At 72.3% G+C, this 22445-nt stretch carries 17 protein-coding genes; 7 read left to right on the top strand and 10 right to left on the bottom strand.

Features of this window, described 5'->3' with window-relative positions; translation table 11 throughout:
• Nucleotide 1: 1 nt before the first annotated feature.
• Nucleotides 2-6277 (bottom strand): non-ribosomal peptide synthetase, encoded by a 6276-nt coding sequence (locus K1T34_RS33940; RefSeq protein ID WP_220238830.1) that lies wholly within the window; start codon nucleotides 6275-6277, stop codon nucleotides 2-4.
• Between the two features lie 151 nt (nucleotides 6278-6428).
• Here K1T34_RS33940 and K1T34_RS33935 point away from each other — a divergent pair, with 151 nt between their 5' ends.
• Complete coding sequence (locus tag K1T34_RS33935) at nucleotides 6429-7715, top strand: condensation domain-containing protein (protein WP_220238829.1); 1287 nt, start codon at nucleotides 6429-6431, stop codon at nucleotides 7713-7715.
• A 56-nt stretch (nucleotides 7716-7771) separates the two neighbouring features.
• On the opposite strand, the gene K1T34_RS33930 is transcribed toward K1T34_RS33935, so the two are convergent.
• The 9 genes from K1T34_RS33930 to K1T34_RS33890 all read right to left on the bottom strand — a co-directional run bounded on the left by K1T34_RS33930 (nucleotide 7772) and on the right by K1T34_RS33890 (nucleotide 16709).
• Nucleotides 7772-9025 (bottom strand): MFS transporter, encoded by a 1254-nt coding sequence (locus K1T34_RS33930; protein WP_220238828.1) that lies wholly within the window; start codon nucleotides 9023-9025, stop codon nucleotides 7772-7774.
• On the bottom strand, nucleotides 9022-10197 hold the full coding sequence (locus tag K1T34_RS33925; RefSeq protein ID WP_220238827.1) for an LLM class flavin-dependent oxidoreductase: 1176 nt from the start codon (nucleotides 10195-10197) through the stop codon (nucleotides 9022-9024). The genes K1T34_RS33930 and K1T34_RS33925 overlap by 4 nt, the downstream gene beginning before the upstream one ends.
• 26 nt (nucleotides 10198-10223) lie before the next feature.
• Nucleotides 10224-11363 carry an acyl-CoA dehydrogenase family protein gene (locus K1T34_RS33920; protein ID WP_220238826.1) on the bottom strand — a complete coding sequence of 380 codons (1140 nt, stop codon included), beginning with the start codon at nucleotides 11361-11363 and terminating at the stop codon, nucleotides 10224-10226.
• Nucleotides 11354-12109: a class II aldolase/adducin family protein gene (locus K1T34_RS33915; protein WP_220238825.1), complete on the bottom strand. Its 756-nt coding sequence runs from the start codon at nucleotides 12107-12109 to the stop codon at nucleotides 11354-11356. Before K1T34_RS33915 ends, K1T34_RS33920 begins: the two co-directional genes overlap by 10 nt.
• Nucleotides 12106-12822, bottom strand: coding sequence for a dihydrodipicolinate reductase C-terminal domain-containing protein (locus tag K1T34_RS33910; protein WP_220238824.1), 717 nt, complete (start codon nucleotides 12820-12822; stop codon nucleotides 12106-12108). Before K1T34_RS33910 ends, K1T34_RS33915 begins: the two co-directional genes overlap by 4 nt.
• Nucleotides 12812-13078 (bottom strand): acyl carrier protein, encoded by a 267-nt coding sequence (locus K1T34_RS33905; protein WP_220238823.1) that lies wholly within the window; start codon nucleotides 13076-13078, stop codon nucleotides 12812-12814. The genes K1T34_RS33910 and K1T34_RS33905 overlap by 11 nt, the downstream gene beginning before the upstream one ends.
• A 16-nt stretch (nucleotides 13079-13094) precedes the next feature.
• Nucleotides 13095-14549: a class I adenylate-forming enzyme family protein gene (locus K1T34_RS33900; protein WP_220238822.1), complete on the bottom strand. Its 1455-nt coding sequence runs from the start codon at nucleotides 14547-14549 to the stop codon at nucleotides 13095-13097.
• A gap of 19 nt (nucleotides 14550-14568) precedes the next feature.
• Nucleotides 14569-15951, bottom strand: coding sequence for a nitroreductase family protein (locus K1T34_RS33895; protein ID WP_220238821.1), 1383 nt, complete (start codon nucleotides 15949-15951; stop codon nucleotides 14569-14571).
• 221 nt (nucleotides 15952-16172) lie between these two features.
• Nucleotides 16173-16709 carry a helix-turn-helix transcriptional regulator gene (locus K1T34_RS33890; RefSeq protein ID WP_255637749.1) on the bottom strand — a complete coding sequence of 179 codons (537 nt, stop codon included), beginning with the start codon at nucleotides 16707-16709 and terminating at the stop codon, nucleotides 16173-16175.
• A gap of 467 nt (nucleotides 16710-17176) precedes the next feature.
• Here K1T34_RS33890 and K1T34_RS33885 point away from each other — a divergent pair, with 467 nt between their 5' ends.
• The 6 genes from K1T34_RS33885 to K1T34_RS33860 all read left to right on the top strand — a co-directional run bounded on the left by K1T34_RS33885 (nucleotide 17177) and on the right by K1T34_RS33860 (nucleotide 22445).
• Entirely contained in the window at nucleotides 17177-17923 is a 747-nt protein-coding gene (locus K1T34_RS33885; RefSeq protein ID WP_220238820.1) for a thioesterase II family protein, read from the top strand.
• Nucleotides 17920-18516, top strand: coding sequence for an NADPH-dependent FMN reductase (locus tag K1T34_RS33880; protein WP_220238819.1), 597 nt, complete (start codon nucleotides 17920-17922; stop codon nucleotides 18514-18516). Before K1T34_RS33885 ends, K1T34_RS33880 begins: the two co-directional genes overlap by 4 nt.
• Nucleotides 18513-19847: a crotonyl-CoA carboxylase/reductase gene (gene ccrA, locus K1T34_RS33875; protein ID WP_220238818.1), complete on the top strand. Its 1335-nt coding sequence runs from the start codon at nucleotides 18513-18515 to the stop codon at nucleotides 19845-19847. Before K1T34_RS33880 ends, ccrA begins: the two co-directional genes overlap by 4 nt.
• 198 nt (nucleotides 19848-20045) lie before the next feature.
• On the top strand, nucleotides 20046-20807 hold the full coding sequence (fabG, locus tag K1T34_RS33870; RefSeq protein ID WP_220238817.1) for a 3-oxoacyl-ACP reductase FabG: 762 nt from the start codon (nucleotides 20046-20048) through the stop codon (nucleotides 20805-20807).
• 5 nt (nucleotides 20808-20812) lie between these two features.
• On the top strand, nucleotides 20813-21265 hold the full coding sequence (locus K1T34_RS33865) for a MaoC family dehydratase (RefSeq protein WP_220238816.1): 453 nt from the start codon (nucleotides 20813-20815) through the stop codon (nucleotides 21263-21265).
• A gap of 154 nt (nucleotides 21266-21419) precedes the next feature.
• Nucleotides 21420-22445: a phosphotransferase family protein gene (locus K1T34_RS33860; RefSeq protein WP_220238815.1), complete on the top strand. Its 1026-nt coding sequence runs from the start codon at nucleotides 21420-21422 to the stop codon at nucleotides 22443-22445.

The raw sequence follows: 22445 nt of genomic DNA, 5'->3' as shown, positions 1-22445 counted from the left end.
GTCAGCGCAGCCGCCGCGCGAGTTCCGGGCCGACCACGGCGAGCGCGGCGGGCGACGTCAGCTCACCGTGGGCCACCGGTACCTCGCACACCTCGAACTCCCCGGCCACGTACGGCGCCCAGTCGGCCGGTTCGGGGAACGTCTCGTCGCGGCCCTCGGTGGCCAGGAAGAACAGCACCGGGCCGGTGTAGACCGGCGCGTCGTCGGGCAGGCCCGCCACCGCGACGTTGCCGGCGAAGACGGCCGGCAGGCGGCGCGCGACGTCCTCGGGCAGCCCGGCGAGCGGACTGTCCTCATGGGACACGATCTTCACGAAATCCTGTCCCGGCAAGCCCTCGTCGAGCCCCAATGAGGCCAGCAGCTCGCCGATCAGCTCAGGGTCTTGCGGATCCCGGGGCCGGCCGGTACGCGCCGGGTAACCATCCATAATGGACACGAGTTCGACCACCTCGCCCTCGGCCTGCAGCCGGGCCGCCAGCCGGTGCGCGACCGCGCCGCCGAACGACCAGCCGAGCAAGGCGTACGGCCCGTGCGGCCGCACCGCCCGGATCCGCGCCAGGTGACCGGCCACGATCTCCTCGGCGCTCTCGCCCAGCGCCGCGGGTTCCCCGAGCGCTCGCGACTGCAGCGCGAACACCGGGTTGCCTGCCCCGAGCCACCCCAGCAGTCCGGAGTAGACCCAGCCGATGCCCGCCGCCGGGGCCACGCAGAACAGCGGGGTTCCGGATCCGGTGGCACGCAAGGCGAACACGGGCTCGAGCGAGCTCGCCCGTTCGGTCCGGCGGTCGGCACCCAGCCGCGCGGCCAGCGCGACCGGGGTCGGCGCCTCGAAGAGGGTCCGTACGGCGACGTCCGTGCCCAGCGACCGGCGGATCGTGCCCACCAGCCGGGCGGCGGTGAGCGAATAGCCGCCCAGCTCGAAGAAGTTGTCGTGCGGGTCCACGTCCGCGCGTTCCAGCACGTCGGCGAACAGGCGGCGCAGCGCCTCGGTCACCTCCGGGTCGGCGATCACCTCGGGGCCGGCCGTCCGCTGCCGCGTCACCGGCCCGGCAGCCCGCGCAGGCAGCCTCGGCAGGTCGATCTCGCCGATCGGCACGTCCGGTGCGCGCAGCACCGCTTCGAGCACGGCGCTCACGCACTCGGCCAGCACCGTGACGGTCGCGGCGTCGAAGCGGCCCGTGCTGTATTCCACGAGGCCCGCCAAGCCGTCCCGCTCGGTGAAGGTGAAGGCCAGGTCGAACTTCGCCGTCGGGCCCGCCTCGGGCCCGGGCGTCACGACGAGTCCGGGCAGCCGCGGGGGCAGCGGATCGCCCTCGTTGAGCACCACGCTGACCTGGAACAACGCCTGGTTCGTGCCCGACCGGTGCGGGTTGAGCGCCTCGACGAGCCGGTCGAACGGAAGATCCTCGTGGACGTAGGCGGCGAGGTCGACCTCGCGCACCCGCTCGAGCAACCCGGCGAACGACGGCTCGCCGGAGGTGTCCACGCGCAGCACGAGGGTGTTGACGAAGAAGCCGACGAGGTCGGCCAGCGCGTCGTCGGCACGGCCCGCGACGGCGGTGCCGATCGGGAGGTCCGTGCCCGACCCGGTCCGGGTGAGCACCACGGCGACCGCGGCCTGCAGCACCATGAACAGCGTCACGCCGTGCGCCCGGGCCAGCTCCTGCAGACCGGCGTGGGCACCGGTGCCGAGCGCGAGGCGGACCTCCCCGGCCGGCGCGTCCGGCCGGTCCCCGGACGTGGGCAGCGCGATCGTGTCCGGCGACCCGGCCAGCGCGCGCCGCCAGTAGGCGAGCCCCTCGGTGGTGTCCAGCCGGTCCTGCCAGGCGGTGTAGTCGACGTATCGGACGGGCAGCTCGGACCAGCCGGGCGCGTTGCCGCCGAGCCGCGCCCGGTACGCGGTGGCGAAGTCACGCGCGAGCACGTTCAACGACCAGCCGTCGACCGCGATGTGGTGCATCACGAACAGCACGACGTGCTCATCCGGTGCCACCACGATCACCGTCACCCGCAGGGGTGCGTCCACCGCGAGGTCGAACCCGCGCCCGGCGTGCTGCCGGAAGACCAGGTCGGCGTCCCCGTCGACCACGGCCACGGTGACCTCACCGGGATCGAGCAGCCGCTGCGCGGGCACACCGGCCACGTCGGGAAAGACCGTGCGCAGCGGCTCGTGCCTCGTGACCACGTCGCGGACCGCGGCGCGCAGGGCGGCCAGGTCGAGCGGGCCGCGGGCGCGGAACGCCCAGGGCACGTTGTACGTGCCGGTCGGCCCGCTCACGTGGTTGAGGAACCAAAGCCGTTGCTGTGCGTGGGAAAGCGGGATCTGGTCCGGCTCGGCCGGCTGCCGGGTGAGCGCGGGCCGGCTGGGCCCGGACGCGCCCCGCAGGTAGCCCGCGAGGCCCGCGACAGTCGGAGTCTCGAACAGCTGCCGCACCGTCAGGTCGACGCCGAGCACGGCGCGCACCCGGCTGACCAGGCGGACGGCGAGCAGCGAGTACCCGCCGAACTCGAAGAAGTTGCCGCCCAGGTCGATGTCGGGCCGGCCGAGCAGGTCCCGGAACGCGGCCAGCAGGAGCTCCTCCTGCGCGGTGCGTGGCGGTCCCGTGACGACCGCCGCCGTGCCGGCCGGTTCCGCGACCGGCGGTGTGCCGCGGCCGACGAGTTCCTCGGGCACGGCCAGTTCACCGACCCGAGTGTCCGGAGCGGTGGCCAGCTCGGCCAGCACGTCCCGCAGGGCGGTCGCGAGCAGGTCCGCGGTCTCCTCGTCGAACAGGTCTGTGGCGTATTCGAGCACCGCCGCCAGCCCGGTCGGGTGCTCGGTGAAGGTGACGCACAGGTCGAACTTCGCTTCGCCGACCGGGAGTTCCTCGACCTCGCCGGTCAGCGCGCCCGCGCCGAACCCGGCCGTCGCGGTGTTCTGGAGCACGAGCATCGTCTGGAACAGCGGGTGCCGGCCCGGCGGGCGAGGGGGGTTGAGCCGTTCGACGACGAGGTCGAACGGCGCGTCCTGGTATCGGAACGCGGCCAGGTCCGCCTCCCGGACCCGGTCGAGCAGCTCGCCGAACCCCGGGTTCCCGCTGGTGTCGGTCCGCAGGACGAGGGTGTTGACGAAGAAGCCGACCAGCTCCTCCAGCGCCTCGTCCGGCCGGCCCGCGACCACCGAGCCGATCGGCAGGTCTTCGCCCGCGCCGAGCCGGGTGAGCAGCGCGGCGAGGCCCGCGTGCAGGACCATGAACAGCGTGACCCGATGCCGGGTTGCGAGCTCGCGCAGCCGGCCGGTGACGGTGGCGTCCACGGTGAACTCGACCAGGCCAGCCCGGTGGGCCGAACTCTCCCCGCCTGCCGGCCGCGGCCGGTCGGCAGGCAAGGCGAGTTCGGCCGGCGCTCCGGCAAGCCGGCGTTCCCAATAGGACAGCTGCTCCGCCAGCACCGGTTCGAGCGTTTCCGCCTGCCAGCGCGCGTAATCCGCGTATTGAATCGGAAGCGGTGGCCGCGACGCGGGTACTCCGTCCACTTCGGAAAGGTACGCGGCGGCGAGATCGTCGGCGATCGGGCGGATCGACCAGCCGTCGCCGGCGATGTGGTGCACGACGAGCAGCAGCACGTGGTGCTCCTCGGTGACCGCGAACAAGGTCGCCCGGACGACCGGGTCGCGTGTGAGGTCGAACGGCCGCCGCGCTTCGACGCGCACCCGGTCGGCCAGCCCCGCCGGCTCGGCGCGCACAACGTCGAGCGGAATCCGGGGCTCCCGCACGACCTGGACCGGCGCGCCGTCGATCTCGCGGTAGCCGGTGCGCAGGATCTCGTGCCGGGTCACCAGTTCCCGCAGTGCCGCCCCGAGCGCCGTCACGTCGAGCGGGCCGCGCAGGGTCAACGACAGCGGGATGTTGTAGGTGGCGCTGGGGCCCTCCAACCGGTTCAGCAACCACATCCCCCGCTGGGCCGCGGAAAGGGGAACACGCTCCGGTCGGGAGGCCGGCCGCAACGCACGGCGCTCCGGCCGGGGGGCCGCGGCATCGAGGGCACGTGCGAGCTCCGCCGGGGTCGGCGCGTCGAACACCGTGGCCAGGTCGAGGTCGGCGCCCAGCACGGTCCGGATCCGGCTCAGCAGCCGCACGGCAAGCAGGGACTGCCCGCCGAGCGCGAAAAAGTCGTCCCCCACACCGATCCCCGGCAGTTCGAGCACGTCGGAGAACAGCCGGCACAGCTGTGCCTCGCGTTCGGTCCGCGCACTGCCGCCGGCGCCCGTCGCCACGGCGGCCGGTTCGGGCAGCCGCTTGCGGTCCAGCTTGCCGTTGGCGGTCACCGGCAATTCGTCGAGCCGGACGAACGCAGCGGGCACCATGTAGTCGGGCACCACGCCCGCGACGAACGCGCGCAGCGCCGCCACGTCGAGGACACCACCGGCGGACACCGGGTAGGCCACGATCCGCGGCTCACCGAACCGGTCCGGGCGCACGACGACGGCGGCGTGAACCACCCCCGGCGCCCGCCGCACCACGGACTCGACCTCGCCGAGCTCCACGCGGAAGCCGCGGATCTTCACCTGGTCGTCGGCCCTCCCGAGGTACTCGACCACTCCGTCGGCGCGCCGGCGGACCACGTCACCGGTCCGGTACATGCGGCTGCCCGGCGGACCGAACGGATCGGAGCCGAACCGTTCCTCGGTCAGGTCCGGACGGTTGAGGTACCCGATGGCGAGCTGGGCGCCCGCGAGGTACAGCTCGCCGGGAACTCCCACCGGGACGGGCCGGGACACCGCGTCCAGCACGTACAGCCTCGTGTTCCAGACCGGCAGCCCGATCGGCACCGGTGCGCCGGGCTCGTCGCCGCCGCAGTCCCAGTAGGTCACCTCGACCGCGGCCTCCGTCGGCCCGTAAAGGTTCAGCAATTGCACGTCGAGCAGCGCCAGGCACCGGTCCCGGGTCTGCGGAGACAGCGCTTCGCCGCTGCAGGAGATCCGGCGCAGCGAGGCGCAGCGCGCGGCTGCCGGGTCCTGCAGGAAGACCTGGAGCATCGACGGCACGAAATGTGCGCACGTCACACCTTCACCGGTGAAAAGCCCGGCGAGGTAGGCCGGATCCCGGTGCCCGCCCGGGCGCGCGAGCACGAGCACCGCGCCGGCGATCAGCGGGCCGAACAGTTCCGGCACCGACACGTCGAAGGTGATCGGGGTCTTCTGCACGACCCGGTCCGACTCGGTGAGCGGGTAGCGCGACTGCATCCACAGCAACCGGTTCACGATCGCCGCGTGGGTGACCACGACACCCTTGGGCCGCCCGGTCGACCCGGAGGTGTAGATGACGTAGGCCGGGTCGTCCCCGGCCACGCGGATCGACGGAGGTGTCTCAGGTTCGGCCTCGAGCGCAGCCACCACGGCGGGGTCGTCCAGCGCCAGCACCGGGTGACCGTCCGGCAGATCGGCCTCCGGGCCGGTGGTCAGGACCACTGCGGGCCGCGCCTCCTCGAGCACCGTCGCCAGCCGCTCGCGCGGGTGGTCGCGGTCGAGCGGCAGGTAGGCGGCGGCCAGTTTGTGCACCGCCAGCAGGGCGACGACCAGCTCCACCGACCGCGGGACGGCCACCGCCACCACGCTTCGCGGCCCGGCCCCGAGCGCGCTCAGGTGGTGAGCCAGCCGGTTGGCGCGCGCCGCCAGCTCGGCGTAGGTGACCGAGGCACCCTCGAAACGCAGCGCGGTCGCGGCGGGCACACGCCGGACGGTCTCGGTGATCAGGTCCGGCAGCGTCGTGGCCGGCAGCTCGACGACCTCGCCCTGCCAGCCCACGAGCGCATCTTCGCGTTCCTGCCGGGTGAGCAGGTCGAGCTCCCGCAGGCGGGCGCCGGGGGTGGTGACGACGGCCGCCAGTGCGAGTTCGAGACGCACGGCCAGCGACCGGGCCCGGGCGGCGTCCGTGCGGTGGCGCAGCACACCCCGGTCGACGACCACGACCACGTCCTTGTCGCCGCTCTCCCCGAAAGCCGTGTCGTAGCGCCCTTTCCTGTGTCCACTGCGGTGGTCCAGACCGGTGAGCAGCTCGGCCACCGTGCGGTCGGGATCGAGGTGGGCGAACACGGTGTCCTCGCCTGCGCCGAAGCAGACCTCGGTGCGGCCCAGGGTGGCGCCCAGTGCGATCGCCCAAGCGCCCAGCCACGCTCTTTCGCCCGGCACCCCACACGGGAGCCGGGTGGCCAGCGCGATCGACTGCCATTCGGCGCCCGGGGCGCCTTCGCCGACTAGAGCGGGCTCGAACTCGTCGGCACCGGATGAGCTACGCACCCTGAAAAATCTAGGTTCGGCGCCGCCGCACCATCCGGCAGCAAGGCGGGCACTCCGGCGGCAGTTATCCGTGCGCCAAGCTGCCGCCCGGGACCCGGCTGCCGCGCTATCAATGAACAGGCGAGGGAGATTCGACGACCACGAGGACACCATGAAACCATCCGGAACCCTGACCGGGCCCTTGACGTTCGGACAGCTTTCCTGCTGGCGTGACGTCGAGTTCCACCCGAGACACCGGTGGCACGAGCCGAACGGCGCCGAGCTGTGGCCGGTTCCGGTCCCGGTGAGCACCGACCGGGTCCGCGCCGCGTTCGACGTCGTCGCCGCCCGGCACGACTCGTTGCGGACCACCTACGACCTCACCGACAAGAAGAACCCCACGCAGACCGTGAACGCACCGGGCGGGCCGCTCGACGTCGAGGTCGTCACCGCCGAACGGGCCGAGCTGGGCGAGGTGGCCGACGAGGCGGCGCGCGAACCGTTCGACCTGCGCAGCGACTTCAGCTGGCGGGCGCGAATCGTGACCGACGGGTTCCGTGCCGGCCACATCGTCTTCGCCAACCATCACATCACCGCCGACGCGTTCAGCCGCCGGCTGCTGTGCGAGGAGGTGCTGGCCGAGCTCACCGGCCCGGGAGCACCCGCGCCGGCCGAGGCCGCCTACCACCTCGTGGACCTCGCGAACGAGCAGCGCTCCGAGAAGTTCCGCGCCAAGCACGACGCCGCCCTGCGGCACTGGGAACGCATGCTCACGGCCACCTACGCCACCCCCGCGCCGGCCGGCGCCGGCGGCGGGCCGTTCGCCGAGCACGACTCCCCCGTGCTGCTCGCCGCGCTCAGCTCGGAGACCGCCCGAGTGGCCGCACAGGAGACGGCCGACCGGTTGGGCGTGTCGCTCTCTTCGGTGCTGCTGAGCGCGTACCTGGTCGCTGCCGGCCACGTCCACGACACGTGGTCGCTGCCGGTCCGGCTGATCTCCTCCAACCGGTTTTCCGCGCGCCTGCAGCAGTACGTCACATCGCTGAACTCCTGGGCGCCGACCCAGGTCGACGCAGAGCCGGGCGAACCGTTCGACGACGTGATCGTCCGCGTCAACCAGCTCGGCCTCCAGGCCTACCGCCTCGGCGTCTACGACCTCGACCGCGTCGCCGAGCTGCGGACGCGCGTCACCGCGGCCGGCTCGGAACCGGAATCCGTGTGGTCGTTCAACTTCTTCACCACCGACGCAGCCATCGACCCGCTCGACGACACGGAGCCGCGGATCACCTGGGCCGAGCCGTTCCACGCCATCGGCCCGCGTTTCTACCTGCGCGCCATCGACCACGGCAAGGCGGGTGTCACGTTCCGCCTGCGAGCCAGGGACACCACGGCCGAGCACGTCCGCGGTGTGCTGCTCGGCATGCACGCGCTCCTGCACGGCCGGCGTTTCCCGGCCTGACGGCCGAACGGCGAACGGGGCTCGCGGAACCTCCGCGAGCCCCCTTTCGCTTCCCGTCAGCCGAGTTGCGGTTCGAGCGCCTTCTGCCGGCGACCGTTGCGGTACACGAAAACCATGGCGATCACGAGCACCAGTGGGAACAGACCCGCGGCGACGTTGGTGCCCTGCCAGCCCAGCGACAGGAAGATCGGGCTGGCGGAGAAGGAAGCCGCACCCGACACGACGGCGGTCGTCGCCTCCATGACCCCCTGCACCCGCCCGCCGCCGCCGGCCGGGTAGGTGCGGATCACGAACGCGGTTCCCGCGACGTAGAGCAGGTTCCAGCCCACGCCGACGAGGCCGAGCGACACCGTGAAGGCGGTCAGGCCGAGGCCGGACGCGCCGACGACCGCACCCGCGAGCAGCACCGCGGCGCCGATGAGGCCGGTGCGGTCGGCGCCCCAGCGGGACACGAGCTTGCCGCTGATCAGTGACGGCGCGAACATGCCGATCAGGTGCCACTGGATCACCATGGCGCCCTCGCCGAGGGTGTGCCCGGCGTGCTCGCTGCCGATCGGCCCGACGGCCATCAACAGCGTCATCACCCCGCCCGACACCGCCAGCAGCGCGAACGCGACGATGAAGTTGCTGGTGCGGACCACCTCGCGCACGCGAACCTGCACCACGGCCGCGGCCGTGGTGGCGGCAGCGGCCACGGCGGTGGCCGCGCGCCGCCGCGCGGGGCTGCGGACCGCCATCACCAGTGGCACCGTCACGGCACCGAGGATGGCCACCAGGAGGTAGGACCCCGCGAACTCGGCCCGGAACAGGTCGCTGGCCCAGGTGGCCGCGAGCGGGCCGATGATCGCCGCCAGCACGCCGCCGGTCAGCACGATGCTCAGTGCCCGCTCCCGCTGGTGCTCGGGTGCGAGATCCGTGGCCAGGTACCGGAAGTAGCCGCCCGTCGCCTTGTACAGGCCGACGATCGCGGTGCCGGCGCAGAGCACCCAGAAGGACCCGGTGATGGTGGCGTAGACCGAGACGAGCCCGCCGACCACAGCGAGGAACGCGCCGACGGCGAGCACCTGCCGGTGGCCGAACCGGGCGGCCAGCACACCGGTCCCGTACGAGGCGATCACCGCGACCGTCGTCATCGCGGTCAGCGGCGCCGTCGCCAGTGCCGGGGTGGGGGCCAGGTGCAGGCCCACGACGGCCGTGAGGGTCAGGTCGACGCTCGTGCCGCCGTAGTAGAGGAACTGGCAGAACGTGAGGATCCAGAGGTCCCGCCCGATGCGGGTACGGCCTGGGGCCTTCGGTTCGACCTGCGTCATCGGGCGGTCTCCTGTCCGCTGGTCACCTGGGTGCGGGCTTCGTGGTTCTCCCGCTGGAAAATCGCCTTGCTGGCCGCCGCCCAGCTCTGCGAGGCGCGCAGGCCCTCGGCGGAACCGGTGAAGCGGGGAGCGACGTGGCGGGCGAAGAGGTCGAGGCTTTCCACGGTGTGCTCGTGGCGGGCCCAATGCTGGATCGACAGCAGCAAAGTTCCGAATCCCCCACTGGCTTCCTGCAGCTTCTGAACACCTGCGACACAGTCGTCCACGTCGCCGAGAATGATACCGCCGGCGTCGACCGTGGACTCGAATGCCTTGCGGGCCGCAGCATCCCCGCGCCCCATGGGCATGCCCATCGTTTCCGTCCACAGCTCCACGCGCTGGCGCAGCCAGCCGCCGTACACCTGCTCGACGGCTTCGTCGCGGGAGTGCGCGACGTGGACCGGGACGGCGAGCCGCCACCTCGAGCGCGACGCCTCGTGGCCCGCCGCGTCCGCCGCTTCGGCGAGGTGCTGCCACTGTCCCGCCAGCTTCTCCACACCGATCCCGTGCCCCGCGCGCATCGCGCCCCACGGCGGCGCCGCGTGCGAGAGGGCCGAGACACCCAGCCGCCCGGCCAGGCGCATGCCGAACGGCGACGCGGCGCTCGCCACGGCGATCTCGAACCCGCCCGGCGTGAACGGCTGCAGCTGCAGCCGGCCGTCCGCCAGGGCGAACCAGTCGGTGGAGTGGGTGACGACGTGCCCGCGCAGCAGCCGCACGATCACTTCGAGGGACTGTTCCGTGCGGCGGCGGGTGTCGGCGGGCGCGACGCCCATCATGTGCATGTCACCGATGACCGAGCCGGCTCCCACCCCGAGCATGAACCGGCCCCGTGTCAGGTGGTCCAGCTGCACCGCCCGCTCGGCCACCATGAACGGGTGGTGGTAGGGCAGCGCCGTGACCCCGGTGGCCACGCGGATCCGGCGGGTGCGCTCGGCGGCGGCGGCGAGGACGACCTCCGGGGAGGAAATGGATCCCCAGCCGGACGAGTGGTGCTCACCGATCCAGACCTCGTCGTAGTTCAGCTCGTCCAGCCGCTGGACGATCTCGAGATCTCTCTGCAGCAGCAGAGTGGGATCCTCCCCGACGGGGTGCAGGGGCGACATGAAGGCACCGAAACGCAACGAAGACATGGCTTTCCTCTCGGGGTACGGGCGGGTCACAGGCTCGCCGCGACGGCGTTGCGCTGGATCTGGTTGGTGCCTTCGATGATCTGGAGCAGCTTGGCCTCCCGCAGGTACCGCTCGAGCGGGAAGTCGCGCGTGTAGCCGTCGTCGCCGAGGACCTGCATCGCGTCGGTGGTCACCCGCACGGCGGTGTCGGTGGCGAAGAGCTTGGACTTGGCCGCCTCGGTGGAGAACGGACGTCCGGTGTCCTTGAGGCGGGCGGTGGCGTGCAGCAGGGCCCGCGCGGCGGCGACCTGCGTGGCCAGGTCGGCCAGCAGGAACGCGGTGCCCTGGGCGGCGATCAAGGGCCGGCCGGACTCGGTGCGCTGCTTCGCGTACGCCACGGCCTCGTCGAGCGCGGCCTGCGCGAGGCCGACCGCGCACGCCGAGATGCCGAGCCGGCCGTGGTCGAACACGTGGGCCGCGACCAGCATGCCGCGGCCGCGCCGCCCGACGAGCCGGCCCGCCGGCACCCGGACGTCGTCGAACACGATCTGCGCCGTGGGCACGGTGTTCACCGCCATCTTGCGTTCGTGCCGCTGGGGGTGCACCCCGTCGGCCGTCGCGTCCACCAGCAGGCACGAAAGCCCGGCCAGCCCGGTTCCCGAGCCGGTGCGGCAGTAGACGTTGTAGACGTCGGCGACCCCGCCGTGGCTCACCCAGGACTTGGTGCCCGACAAGGTGTACGCCTCGCCGGCGAGCTCGGCGCGGGTGGCGACGGCGCCGAGGTCCGAGCCGGCCGCAGCCTCGGACATGCAGGTGGCGCCCAGCAGCTCGCCGGTCAGCAACCGGGTGAGCACGCTCTCGCGTTGCTCCTCGGTGCCGAACGCGGCGAGGCCGTGGGAGGCGAGGACCTGCAGGTGCACGGATTCGGCCACGGCGAACCAGCCGTGGGCCAGTTCTTCCAGCAGCTGGAGGAAAAAGACGTACGGCTGCCCGCCGCCGCCCCACCGCGCGTCGAACGGCACAGCCGCGACGCCGAGGCCGAGCGCGTGCCGGACGAGCTCTCGCGGGAAGCGCGCCGCTTCCTCCGCCTCGCCGGCCCGCGCCGGCAGCTCGTCGCGGGCGAACTTCGCCACCACCGTGTGGAGCTCGGCCTGCTCCTCGGTCGCGAAGCAGGGGGTCACGACCATGTCCGGGCCTCCGGCCAGGTGCGCTTCACCTTGCTGACGCAGTAGTCCCAGTACGACCGCACGGACAGGTCCGCGTAGATGTACTCGCGCTTCGCCTCGACGTCCTTCGGCGGGGACCAGTGGTAACCGCCCGGCTGCTGCTCGGCGATCAGCTGGAGCCCGCACGCGCGCTCCAGCGTGTGCGCGTGCACCGTCGCGTGTTTGATCGACTCGCCCACGACGACACCACCGTGGTTGCGTAGCAACACCGCCGGGGCGTCGCCCAGTGCCTCGGCGACACCGAGCCCGGTTTCGATGTCGAGGATGGTGTTGGTGACCATCGTGAACCTCGGCAACCGGTGCTCGAAGTAGGCGCCGTCGTGGGAAACCGGGCGCATCTCGAGGTCCGTGGCCCCGAACACCAGCGTGTGCGGCGCGTGGCTGTGCACGACCGCGTTGACGTCCGGCCGGGCCGAGTACACGGCCTGATGCAGCGGCAGCTCCGGCGGCGCCATCGGGTGCGCGGCGATCCGGTGGTCGATCGGGGCGACGATGACGTCGTCGGGGCAGCACTCGTCGAAACCGCGCACGGCGCCCTTGATCAGCATGTAGTCCGCGCCGGGCAGGCGCGCCGAAACCTGCCCCTGGTTGAAGTCGTCGTGACCGCCGAGCGACAGCGACCGCGCCGCCAGGGACACCAGGACGCGCATCCGCAGGTCGACCGGGCGGAGCTCACGCGAGAGTGCGGGTTTGTCGGTGGTGGTCACGTTGTCTCCTCGAGGAACAGCCGATCGAACAGGTGCTGCAGCGGAACCAGTCCCGGTTCCGCGGTGTGCGCCCAGCGGGCCGCGGTCACGGCGCCGAACGCGGCCGCGCGCAGATCGCGAACGTCGTGACGCAGCTCGAGTGACTCGTCCTCCAGGTCGAGGCGGACGGTGTGCTCGCTGACGGGGTGGCCGGCCCTCAGCGACACGACTTCGTCGACCGGCGGCTGCCCGCCGTCGCGCCAGACCCCGGCCAGGGCGAGCGCGGACGCGCTCGGCCGGTCGCGTTTGGTTGGCGTGTGCCGTTCCAGCACGGCCGCGCGCGGCGTCGCGGGCAGCGCGCCGGCGATCCGCGCGACGGTGGCGACGAGGTGGCGCTGGAGCCAGTGCCCCACGGAGAGGTTCACGGCGCGCACCACGGCGACCCGCTCGGCCAGCCGGTCGAGCAGCGCCGGGCCGTCCTGGCCCAGTGCCGACACGCATTCGACCAGCGCGGCACCGTGGCGCGCGCAGAACCGCGTGGTCTCGGGCAGCGCCTCGGCGGTACCGGCGTCGATCACCACCGACGGCACGGCGTCCTGGCTCCAGCCGCCGCGGGTGGCCCGCAGCACCACCGGGATGCCTTGCGCGGCGCACTCGCTCGCGATCCGCGAACCGAGCCGGCCCGTCACGCCGACGATGCCGACCGTCAGGTCGCCGGCCGGATCAAGCGCCACTGACCGCGCCCTGACTCACCATGTAGTCGACGATCTGCTCGACGGTGCCCAGTTTCCCGGCCGCCTCCTCGAGGTCGATGTAGACCCCGTAGCGGTTTTCGATCGCGTCGATCAGGCGCAGGTACGCGAGCGAGCTGAGACCGAGCTCGACCAGGGTGTGGCCCGGGCGCGTGGCGTCGGCCGCCGTCATCACGCCGTCGCTCGACTCCGCGACGAGGTTCGCGACGCTGGTGTACATCTCCTGGGCGTCCGGCATCGTGTCTTTCTCCTTGTCACCGTGCTGGCGAGGTCGCGATGGCCTCGTGGAACAACTCCTGGACCGCGGCCATCCGCAGCTTCCCGAGGCTGGTGCGGGGAATCGCCTCGACGCGCACGAACCGCTCGGGCACCTTGTGCGCGGCCAGCCGCGCGTGGCACCACGAGCGCAGCGCGCGCTCGTCCGGCGCCCCGGCACCGGCGACCACCGCCACGAGAACGGGGTCGCCGTTGTTCTTGCGGTCGGCGAAGACGACGGCGTCGGCGCACCCCGCGTCGAGGACCACCCGGCGGATCTCCTCGCCGTCGAGCTTGCGCCCGGCGATGTTCAGCGCCTTGCCGACCCGGCCGCGCAGGTGCAAGCTGCCCCGGTCGTCGAAGAAGCCCTCGTCCGCGGTGGCGTAGAACCCGTCGGCGCCCACCTTGCGTTCGAACGCGCCGGGCACGTTGAGGTACCGCGACCCCATCGACTCACTGCGCACCTTGATCTCGCCGTCGTCGAGCCGGAACCGCACGCCGGGCAGAGGCAGGCCGAGCCCACCCTCCGGGGTGGGTACCGGGTCGAAGGTCAGCGGCCCGGCCTCGGCGATCCCGTAGTAGTTCGAGACGGCCAGGCCGTGGCGCCGCAGCAGGTCCTGGGCGGTCTGCTCGCTCAGTGGCGCGGCCGAGGACAGCGCCACCCGGACCCCGGCGAGCTCGGGCACCTCGCCTTCCTTGCGCAGCAACGCTTCGTACAGCGCAGGGAACCCCACCAGCCGGGTCGGGGCGAGCTCACGGAGGAACCTGGTCACGTGCCCGGCGCTGGGCAGCCCCGACGGCAGCCACAGACACGCGCCGGCGAGGATCGAGGCGAGCAGGGAAGTGTTGTAGGCCAACCCGTTGAACAGACCGGCGAAGCACAGCACCCGGTCGGCGGGTGCCAGTGCCGTCGCCTCCTTCCAGGCGACGGCGGCGTTGTGGACCGCGGTGCCGGAGAACTCGATGCAGTTCGGTGTCCCGCTGGTGCCGGAGGTGAACCGGCAGACCTCGGTGCCGGCGAGCAGCTCCGGCCGCGGACCGCCGGCGACCTCGGTGAGCCGGAAGCCGCCGAGCTCCGTGCGGGCGCCCGGTCGCGCTGTCGCGGGCAGATCGCGGTCGTGCAGCACGACGTCGATCCCGCAGCTTTCGACCACGCTGGTGAACTCGTCGCCGCCCAGCGCCGGGTCGATCAGGAACGGAACCGCGCCGGCGTGCAGGATCCCGGCGTAGGCGGCGACGTAGGCCGCGGAGTTCGCGGCCGACACGAGCACCCGGACCCTGCCGTCACGGCGGGTGGCACCGGTGCCGTTCCACCAGGCGGCGGCTTCCGCCGCGAAGCGCCCGGCAGCGCCGGCCAGCTCGGCCCCGGTGAGCACGCCCCGCGTGTCCGCGACCAGGGCGGCGTCACGGTGGCGGGCGAAGTGCTCGGTGAGCACCTGGTCGAGCACAGTCATGTCCTCGGCTCCTCTCGTCTCATTCACCGTGGGCGTAGGCGATCGCGGCGCGGTCCTGCTTGACGCGACCGGCACCGTCCTCGCCGAGTGCCATCAGGTACACCGGTTCGTCGTCCGGTCCCAGGCCCGCCAGGAGCCGCCAGCCGTCGATGTCGTAGCCGCCGACCGAGGTCACCGCCACCCCGGCCCGTGCGGCGCCGAGGTAGACGAGGTGCGCCGCCGCGGCGGCGCGGAAGAGCGCTTCGCGGAAAACCTGGGTGCTGCCACGGCCGAGGGTGGTCCGTCCGTCCACATGGCACACCAGGAACGCCTTGGCGCCACCGAGGTGGCGCTGCCCCATGCACAGCCGGCGGATGTGGTCGGGGTCGTCGGCCGGCGCCGACACCACGACGTCCACGCCCGTGCCGCGCCAGGCCGCGCGACACGCGGCGGCGACCTCGTCGGTGGTGACCACGAGGGTCAGGCGCAGCTCCGACGGCGCGCCGTCGAGGTCCGTGACCAGCCTGGTGCCGAGCGCCCCGAGCGCGTCGGACAGGGCGGAGCCGGCGACGGGCCGGGCCCGGAACTGGTTGCAGGACCGCCTCGCGCGGGTCCACCTCAGCCAGTCCCCCGCCGGGATCCCCGGCCCGGCGCCCGGGACCACGGACGTCGGGACCGCCGCCGAGGTGCCGGGGGTGTCGGCACCGGTGGCCAGTCCGTCCGGCAGCATCGCCCAGCCGAAGCGCTCGAGATCGCCGTGGGAGTCGGTCCGCACCGCGTGCAGTGGTTCGACCACCGGCAGCAGGTCGGGTCCGGCCTCGACCGGCGCCGGGCCGATGGCCAGCACCGAGTGCGGCTCGCGAAACGGCAGCAGTCCCCACAACGCCTTCTGGATCTGTCGGCGCGCGAGTTTCAGGTGCAGCTCCGCGGGGCCGGTCGCCAGTGCGCCACCCAGCAGGCTGGTCGCGGCGTGCCCGGTGTCGAGCTGCGCGTAGAGGTACCCGCGCGGCCCGTACTTGCGCACCGAAAGCCACGGCCGGGACAGCAGGATCGCCCACACGTCACGGGTCACACCGGCCGCCCGCGGCATGGCCTGGACCACTGCGCGCAGGGCCGGAGCCGGCAGAAGCAGCCGCACACAGGCGCGGCGCACCGCGTCGACGCGGAAAAGACCCGGAGCGGAGCCCGGCTCGTCAGTCAGCACCAGGACGTCGTACGGGAAGATCGCGCCGGCCGAGGGGACCGGCCGGCCGGCCCCGCCGCTCGGCCCGAGCAGTGCGTCGTGCACGATCCGCAACGCCCGGGCGAAGCCGTCGCCCACCTTCGGCACCGGGCGGAACTCCTGGGCTTCGCTGACCACCGCCATGCTGGTCCAGACCTCTCGGAGCGAGACGTCGGCCAGCCCGGCTGTCGGCACCACCATGATCACACCTCAGAGGTCGAGTGGTCAGGCGCGTCCGCGCGCCGATCCGGCCCCGCGGACCCACTTTGGTCGGCAGCCGGGCACACGAGGCTCCTGCCGCGTCGGCCGCGCCGAGGGATCCGCCCGCGATCGGCCGCTGTTTCCAACGTAGCGACGGCGATTCGGCCGGACCGGCAGTTGAGCGGGCACAAGGCGCGGAAGTTCGGCCGCACCGGCGTTCGTCATCGTGACGTCCCGGTGCCGTCGTCCGCGCCGGGATCCGGGGTGGAGACCACCCACAGCACCCGCCACTCGCCGTCGGTCCCGTCGCCCCGCGTCGCGGCGATCACGGTCTCGCCGCGGGATTCGGCACCGCCGCACTCGGTCGACACGAGCTTGCGGCGCCGCGCCTCGACGAGCAACCGGGCCAGGAAGTGGATCTCGCCGTCGCGCGGGCGCGGCTCGGCCAGCCGCAACGGCGGGTACGGCGGCGGCTCGGCCACGACATCGCCGCCCCGCGCCAGGGTTTCCAGGAGCCGCCGGTCCTCCGCCGGCAGCCGCAGCGCGTCCGCGAGGAGCTTCACCGTCTCCGCGCGCGGCCGACGCACCCGGTCCTGTTCGAGGTTGCGAATGGCGCGCACGCTCAACGTGGCGAAGTCGGCCAGCTCCTGCTGGGTCATGCCGGCCCGTTTTCGCAGACGGCGCAACGCCTCGGGAAAGGTCTCCGTGGCCCGCACCGGCGGATCCGACACGAAGGCCGACTCCGGAAGGTTCAGCACGACCGGCCTGTCCGGCCCTCGCGCCCTTCCGGCCGGGCCCGGCACCGCGGTGCCGACCACCCCCGGCCCGCACGAGGCGCCACTGCGGCGAACACCGGATTCGCATCGAACGCGTTCACGCGTCATCCCCTCCACCCGACGACCGCGAACGGGCGCGCGCGACGGTTTCCCGCCGGCGCGTCTAGGCGACCTGCCGGCTGCGTCGCCTGGTCGCCGTCGATCACGCCGACGCGCGTCGAACCCGCTCGGAACATCCAGACCGGTACCCGAGTCCAGCGTGCTCCCGGCCCACCACGGCGCACACCCCTAACGCGCCCCGCAGTTGACCAAGTCGCGGCGCCGGATTCCGCCGCTCGGCGGGCGGAAAGGCCGTCCTGCGGATAGGGGTTGCCCAGGCTGTCGGCGCCGTCCGACGATCGGCCCCGGACCCGGTGGCGGACGCCCCGGCCGGATCGAAGGAGCCTGTCGTGTCTCCCGACGTGGACATCGAACTCTGGACGCGCAGGTACCACCCCGCTCCGGAAGCCGCGGTTCAACTGGTCTGTTTCCCGCACGCCGGCGGTTCGGCGAGCTTCTACTTCCCCGTGTCGAAGGCGCTCTCGCCCGGCGTCGACGTGATCGCCGTGCAGTACCCGGGCCGCCAGGACCGGCGCTCCGAACCGTGCCTGGACAGCGTGGGTGAGCTCGCCGACGCGCTCGTGGCCCCGCTGCTGCGCTACCGCGACCGGCCCATGGCCTTCTTCGGGCACAGCATGGGCGCGTCGGTGGCGTTCGAGGTCGCGTGCCGGCTGGAAGCCCGCGACGTGGTCCCGATCGTGGTGTTCGCGAGCGGCAGACGGGCGCCGTCGCGCCGCCGTGACGAAACCGTCCACCAGCGGGACGACGACGGGCTGCTCGCGGAGATCCGCAGCCTCAGCGGCACCGACGCGCAGATCCTCGGCAACGAGGAGATGCTGCGCATGATCCTCCCGGCCATCCGCAGCGACTACCGCGCCGCGGAAACCTACCGCTGGGCGGGAACCGGGCCGATCGCGGCGCCGATCCACGTGCACGTCGGGGAAACCGACCCGAAGGTCTCGTTCGAGGAGGCCGAGTCGTGGCAGGTCCACACCACCGGCCGCACGACCGTGACCACCCACCCGGGCGGACACTTCTACCTCAACGACCGGGCGCCCCAGCTGATCCGGGCGATCTCGGACGCGTTGCCGAGATGAGCACCACGGGTTCCGAGGACGACGTCAGCATCCTCGCGATGTCGGGCAGCGGGCGGGCGGGCTCGCCGAACACCGCGCTGCTGCACGCGGCGCGTGGGCTCGCGCCCGCCGGCGTCACGATCGAGATCCACGAAGGACTCGCGCAGGTGCCGCGCTACGACCGCGACGAGGACACCGAGAGCCGGCTTCCGCCGGCCGCGCGCGATCTGCGCGCGGCGGTGGCGAAGGCCGACGGGCTCCTGATCGCGACCGGGGAACTCACGTTCGCGGTGCCCGAGGTCGTGCGCACCGCGCTCGCCTGGCTCGTCCGTCCGGCGATGAGCACTCCGCTGCTTCGCAAGGACGTCGCCGTCATCGGCGTCTCGCCCGGCGGTTTCGGCACCGTACGAGGGCAGGTTGCGCTGCGGCAGCTGCTGGCCGGGTACGGCCACCGCGTGCTGAGCGGGCCGGAACTGCTCGTGTCGGCCGCGCACGACCGCTTCGACCGCGCCGGGCACCTCATCGACCACCAGGCCGCCCAGCGGCTGCGCGAGGTGCTGGCTGCCCTGCGCGAGCAGATCGTCCACGGCGAAGGACCCGGAGGAACACGGTGAAACAGATCGTCGCGGCCGTCACGGCCGAGAACATTTCCGCCGACGAGATCGGTTCGGTGCCCGTGCCGGAGAGCTACCGCGCCGCCGTGGTTCTCGCCGCGGAGTCGGACATGTTCGAGGGCATGGCCACCGCGGACAAGGATCCGGCCAAGGCGCTGCACGTCCAGCAGGTCGCCACCCCCGAGGTCGGGCCCGACGAAGTCCTGGTGGCGGTGATGGCCAGCAGCGTCAACTACAACACGGTGTGGACCGCGCTGTTCGAGCCGTTGCCCACGTTCGGTTTCCTCCAGCGCTACGCCAGGACCGTGCCCGGCGCCGGCAAGCACGACCAGCCGTTCCACGTCGTGGGTTCCGACCTGTCCGGCGTGGTCCTGCGCATCGGGGCGGCGGTCCGCTCGGTCAAGCCCGGCGACCGCGTCGTCGCGCACTGCCTGAACGTCGAGCTCACGGACCCCGACGGGCACGACGACTCGATGCTCGACCCGGAGCAGCGCATCTGGGGGTTCGAGACCAACTACGGTGGCCTCGGCGAACTCGCGCTGGTGAAGGCGAACCAGCTCATGCCGAAGCCCGGCCACCTGACCTGGGAGGAGGCCGCCGCCTCCGGCCTGGTGCACTCGACGGCCTACCGGCAGCTCGTCTCCCGCAACGGCGCCACCATGAAACAGGGCGACGTCGTCCTGATCTGGGGCGCGGCCGGCGGCCTCGGCTCCTACGCCACCCAGCTCGTGCTCAACGGCGGCGGCATCCCGGTGTGCGTCGTGTCCAGCCCCCGCAAGGCGGAGCTCGTCCGCGCCATGGGAGGCGAGCTGGTGATCGACCGCAAGGCCGAAGGATTCCGCTTCTGGCCGGAGGAAAACGTGCAGGACCCCCGCGAGTGGAAGCGGTTCGGCACCCTGGTCCGCGACCTCACCGGCGGCACCGACCCCGACATCGTCTTCGAGCACCCCGGTCGCGAAACCTTCGGTGCCAGCGTCTACGTCGCCCGTCGCGGCGGCACGATCGTCACCTGCGCTTCCACCTCGGGCTACGAACACGTCTACGACAACCGGCACCTCTGGATGCGTCTCAAGCGCATCGTCGGCACCCACTTCGCCAACTACCGCGAAGCCTGGGAAGCGAACCGCCTCATCACCCGGGGCATGATCCACCCGACGCTGTCCACGGTGTACCCGCTCGACCGGATCGGCCAGGCGGTCCAGGAAGTCCACACCAACCAGCACAACGGCAAGGTCGGCGTGCTGTGCCTCGCCCAGGGCACCGACCAGGGCGTCGAGGACCACGAGACCCGCGAACGCCACCTCGCGAAGATCACCCGGTTCCGGTCCTGACCCGCACCTCCTCACCGACGATCCAGCGACGACCGAGCAGCTCGCGGCGCCTTCTCGGCCCAGCCTGCGCTCGTCCGGGCGAACATGAGGCCGGTCACAGTGGCCCGCCGGGAGCCCCCCGGGTATGTTCCCTAAGCGGATGCTTAGCGCGCAGACTGCGTGCCCGATCGCTGTTTCTCAACGTTGAGGAGGGTCCTCGTGACCGATTCCCCCGCCCGGGTTGCCATCGTGACGGGAGCCGGCCGCGGCATCGGTGCCGCCGTCGCCCGTCGCCTCGCCGCCGACGGGTTCGCCGTCGGCCTGCTGGACCTCGACGAGTCCGCGGTGAAGCAGGGCGCCGAGGCGATCGTGGCCGAGGGTGGCCGGGCCGTCGGCGTCTCGCTGGACGTCAGCGACGCCGACCAGGTCGAGGCTGCCGTCACCCGTGTCGCCGAGGAGCTCGGCGCGCCCACCGTGCTGGTCAACAACGCCGGCATCACGCGCGACAACCTGCTGTTCAAGATGACCGAGAACGACTGGGACTCGGTGCTCGGCGTGCACCTCAAGGGCTCGTTCCTCATGACGCGCGCGGTGCAGAAGTACCAGACGCAGGAGAAGTGGGGCCGGATCGTGAACCTGTCCAGCACTTCGGCGCTGGGCAACCGCGGCCAGGTCAACTACTCCGCCGCCAAGGCCGGCATGCAGGGCTTCACGAAGACCCTCGCCATCGAGCTGGGCAAGTTCGGCGTCACCGCCAACGCGATCGCGCCCGGCTTCATCGCCACGGACATGACCGCGGCCACCGCCGAGCGCCTCGGCATGGACTTCGAGGACTTCAAGAAGGCGGCCGCCTCTCAGATCCCGGTGCAGCGGGTGGGCACGCCCGACGACATCGCCCACCTGACCTCGTTCCTCGTGAGCGAGGGCGCGGGCTTCGTCTCGGGTCAGGTCATCTACGTCGCCGGCGGACCGAAGGACTGATGGCCATGCGCGTGTTCACGAACGTCGACGAGTTCGCCGCCGCGGCGGGCGAGCGCCTCGGCGAGAGCGAGTGGCTCACCGTCACGCAGGAGCGGGTGCAGCAGTTCGCCGACGCCACCGACGACCACCAGTGGATCCACCTCGACACCGAGAAGGCCGCGGCGGGACCGTTCGGCACCACCATCGCCCACGGATTCCTCACGCTGTCACTGCTGCCGCACTTCGGCTCGCAGGTCTACCGCGTCGACGGCCTGAAGATGGGCATCAACTACGGCCTCAACAAGGTGCGGTTCCCGCACCCGGTGAAGGTCGGGGCGAAGGTGCGCGGCAGCGCGGACCTGCTCGAGGTGACAGACGTGCCCGGTGGCAAGCAGGCTGTGGTGCGGTGGACCGTCGAGATCGACGGCGAGGCCAAGCCGGCCTGCGTCGCCGAGTTCGTCGCCCGCATGATCGCCTGACCTGCCCGACCCATCTGACACCGTCGCCTGACGGAACTGCCCGACAACCCGCCTGACCACGCGAGAGGCACCCGGCCCGGGGACACCCGGGCCGGCGGCTGTACGACATACCGACTAGTCGGTAGCGTGGCCCGGTGACCCCCGAGGAGGCCCGATGACCCCGTCCGACCCGCCAGGACTCGACCTGGCCCGCCTGCGCGCCTACCTCGACGAGCAGCGGCCCGGCCTGGTCACGAGTGAGCTGACCGCCGAGGTGGTGCAGGGCGGCCGCTCGAACCTCACCTACATCGTGGGCGACGGCACGCACCGCTGGGTCGTCCGGCGGCCGCCGCTCGGGCACGTGCTGCCGACGGCGCACGACATGGCGCGCGAGTTCAAGGTGATCTCCGGTCTGGCCGGCACGGCGGTCCCGGTGCCGCGCACCGTCGTGCTGTGCCAGGACGCCGACGTGCTCGGCGCGCAGTTCTACGTGATGGAGTTCGTGGCCGGCACGCCGTACCGCAGCGACTCCGAGCTGGCCGTGCTGGGCACCGAGCGCACGCGCGAGATCGGGTTCCGGCTCGTGGACACGCTCGTCGACCTGCACGCCGTGGACCCGGAAGCGGTGGGGCTCGGCGACTTCGGCCGGCCCGACGGCTTCCTCGAACGCCAGCTGCGGCGCTGGAAGAAGCAGCTCGACGGCTCCCGCAGCCGCGACCTGCCCGGCGCCGACGAGCTGCACGACAGCCTCGCCGCGAAGCTGCCGACCTCCGGTCCGGCCACGATCGTGCACGGCGACTACCGGCTCGACAACGTGCTCGTGGACGGCGACGACCGCATCACCGCGGTGCTCGACTGGGAGATGTCCACCCTCGGCGACCCGCTCACCGACCTCGCGCTGCTGGTGGCCTACGCCGAGCGCGACAAGGTGTCGCTGCAGATGGTGTCCAACGCCAGCTCCGCACCCGGCTACCCGAGCACCGACGAGGTGATCGCCCGCTACGCCGAGCGCTCCGGCCGCGATGTGTCGGCGCTCAACTGGTACGTGAGCTTCGCGTTCTTCAAGCTCGCAGTGATCCTGGAAGGCATCTACTTCCGCTACAGCAAGGGCCAGACCGTCGGGTCCGGGTTCGAGGGCATCGGCGACGCCGTGGCCCCGCTCGTCTCGCACGGCTACGAGACGCTCAAAGAGGAGAAGTAG

Source organism: Amycolatopsis sp. DSM 110486 (genome assembly GCF_019468465.1).
Lineage (GTDB): Bacteria > Actinomycetota > Actinomycetes > Mycobacteriales > Pseudonocardiaceae > Amycolatopsis.
The sequence above is the reverse complement of the archived record's forward strand: the minus strand, read 5'-3'. Positions and strand labels throughout refer to the sequence as shown.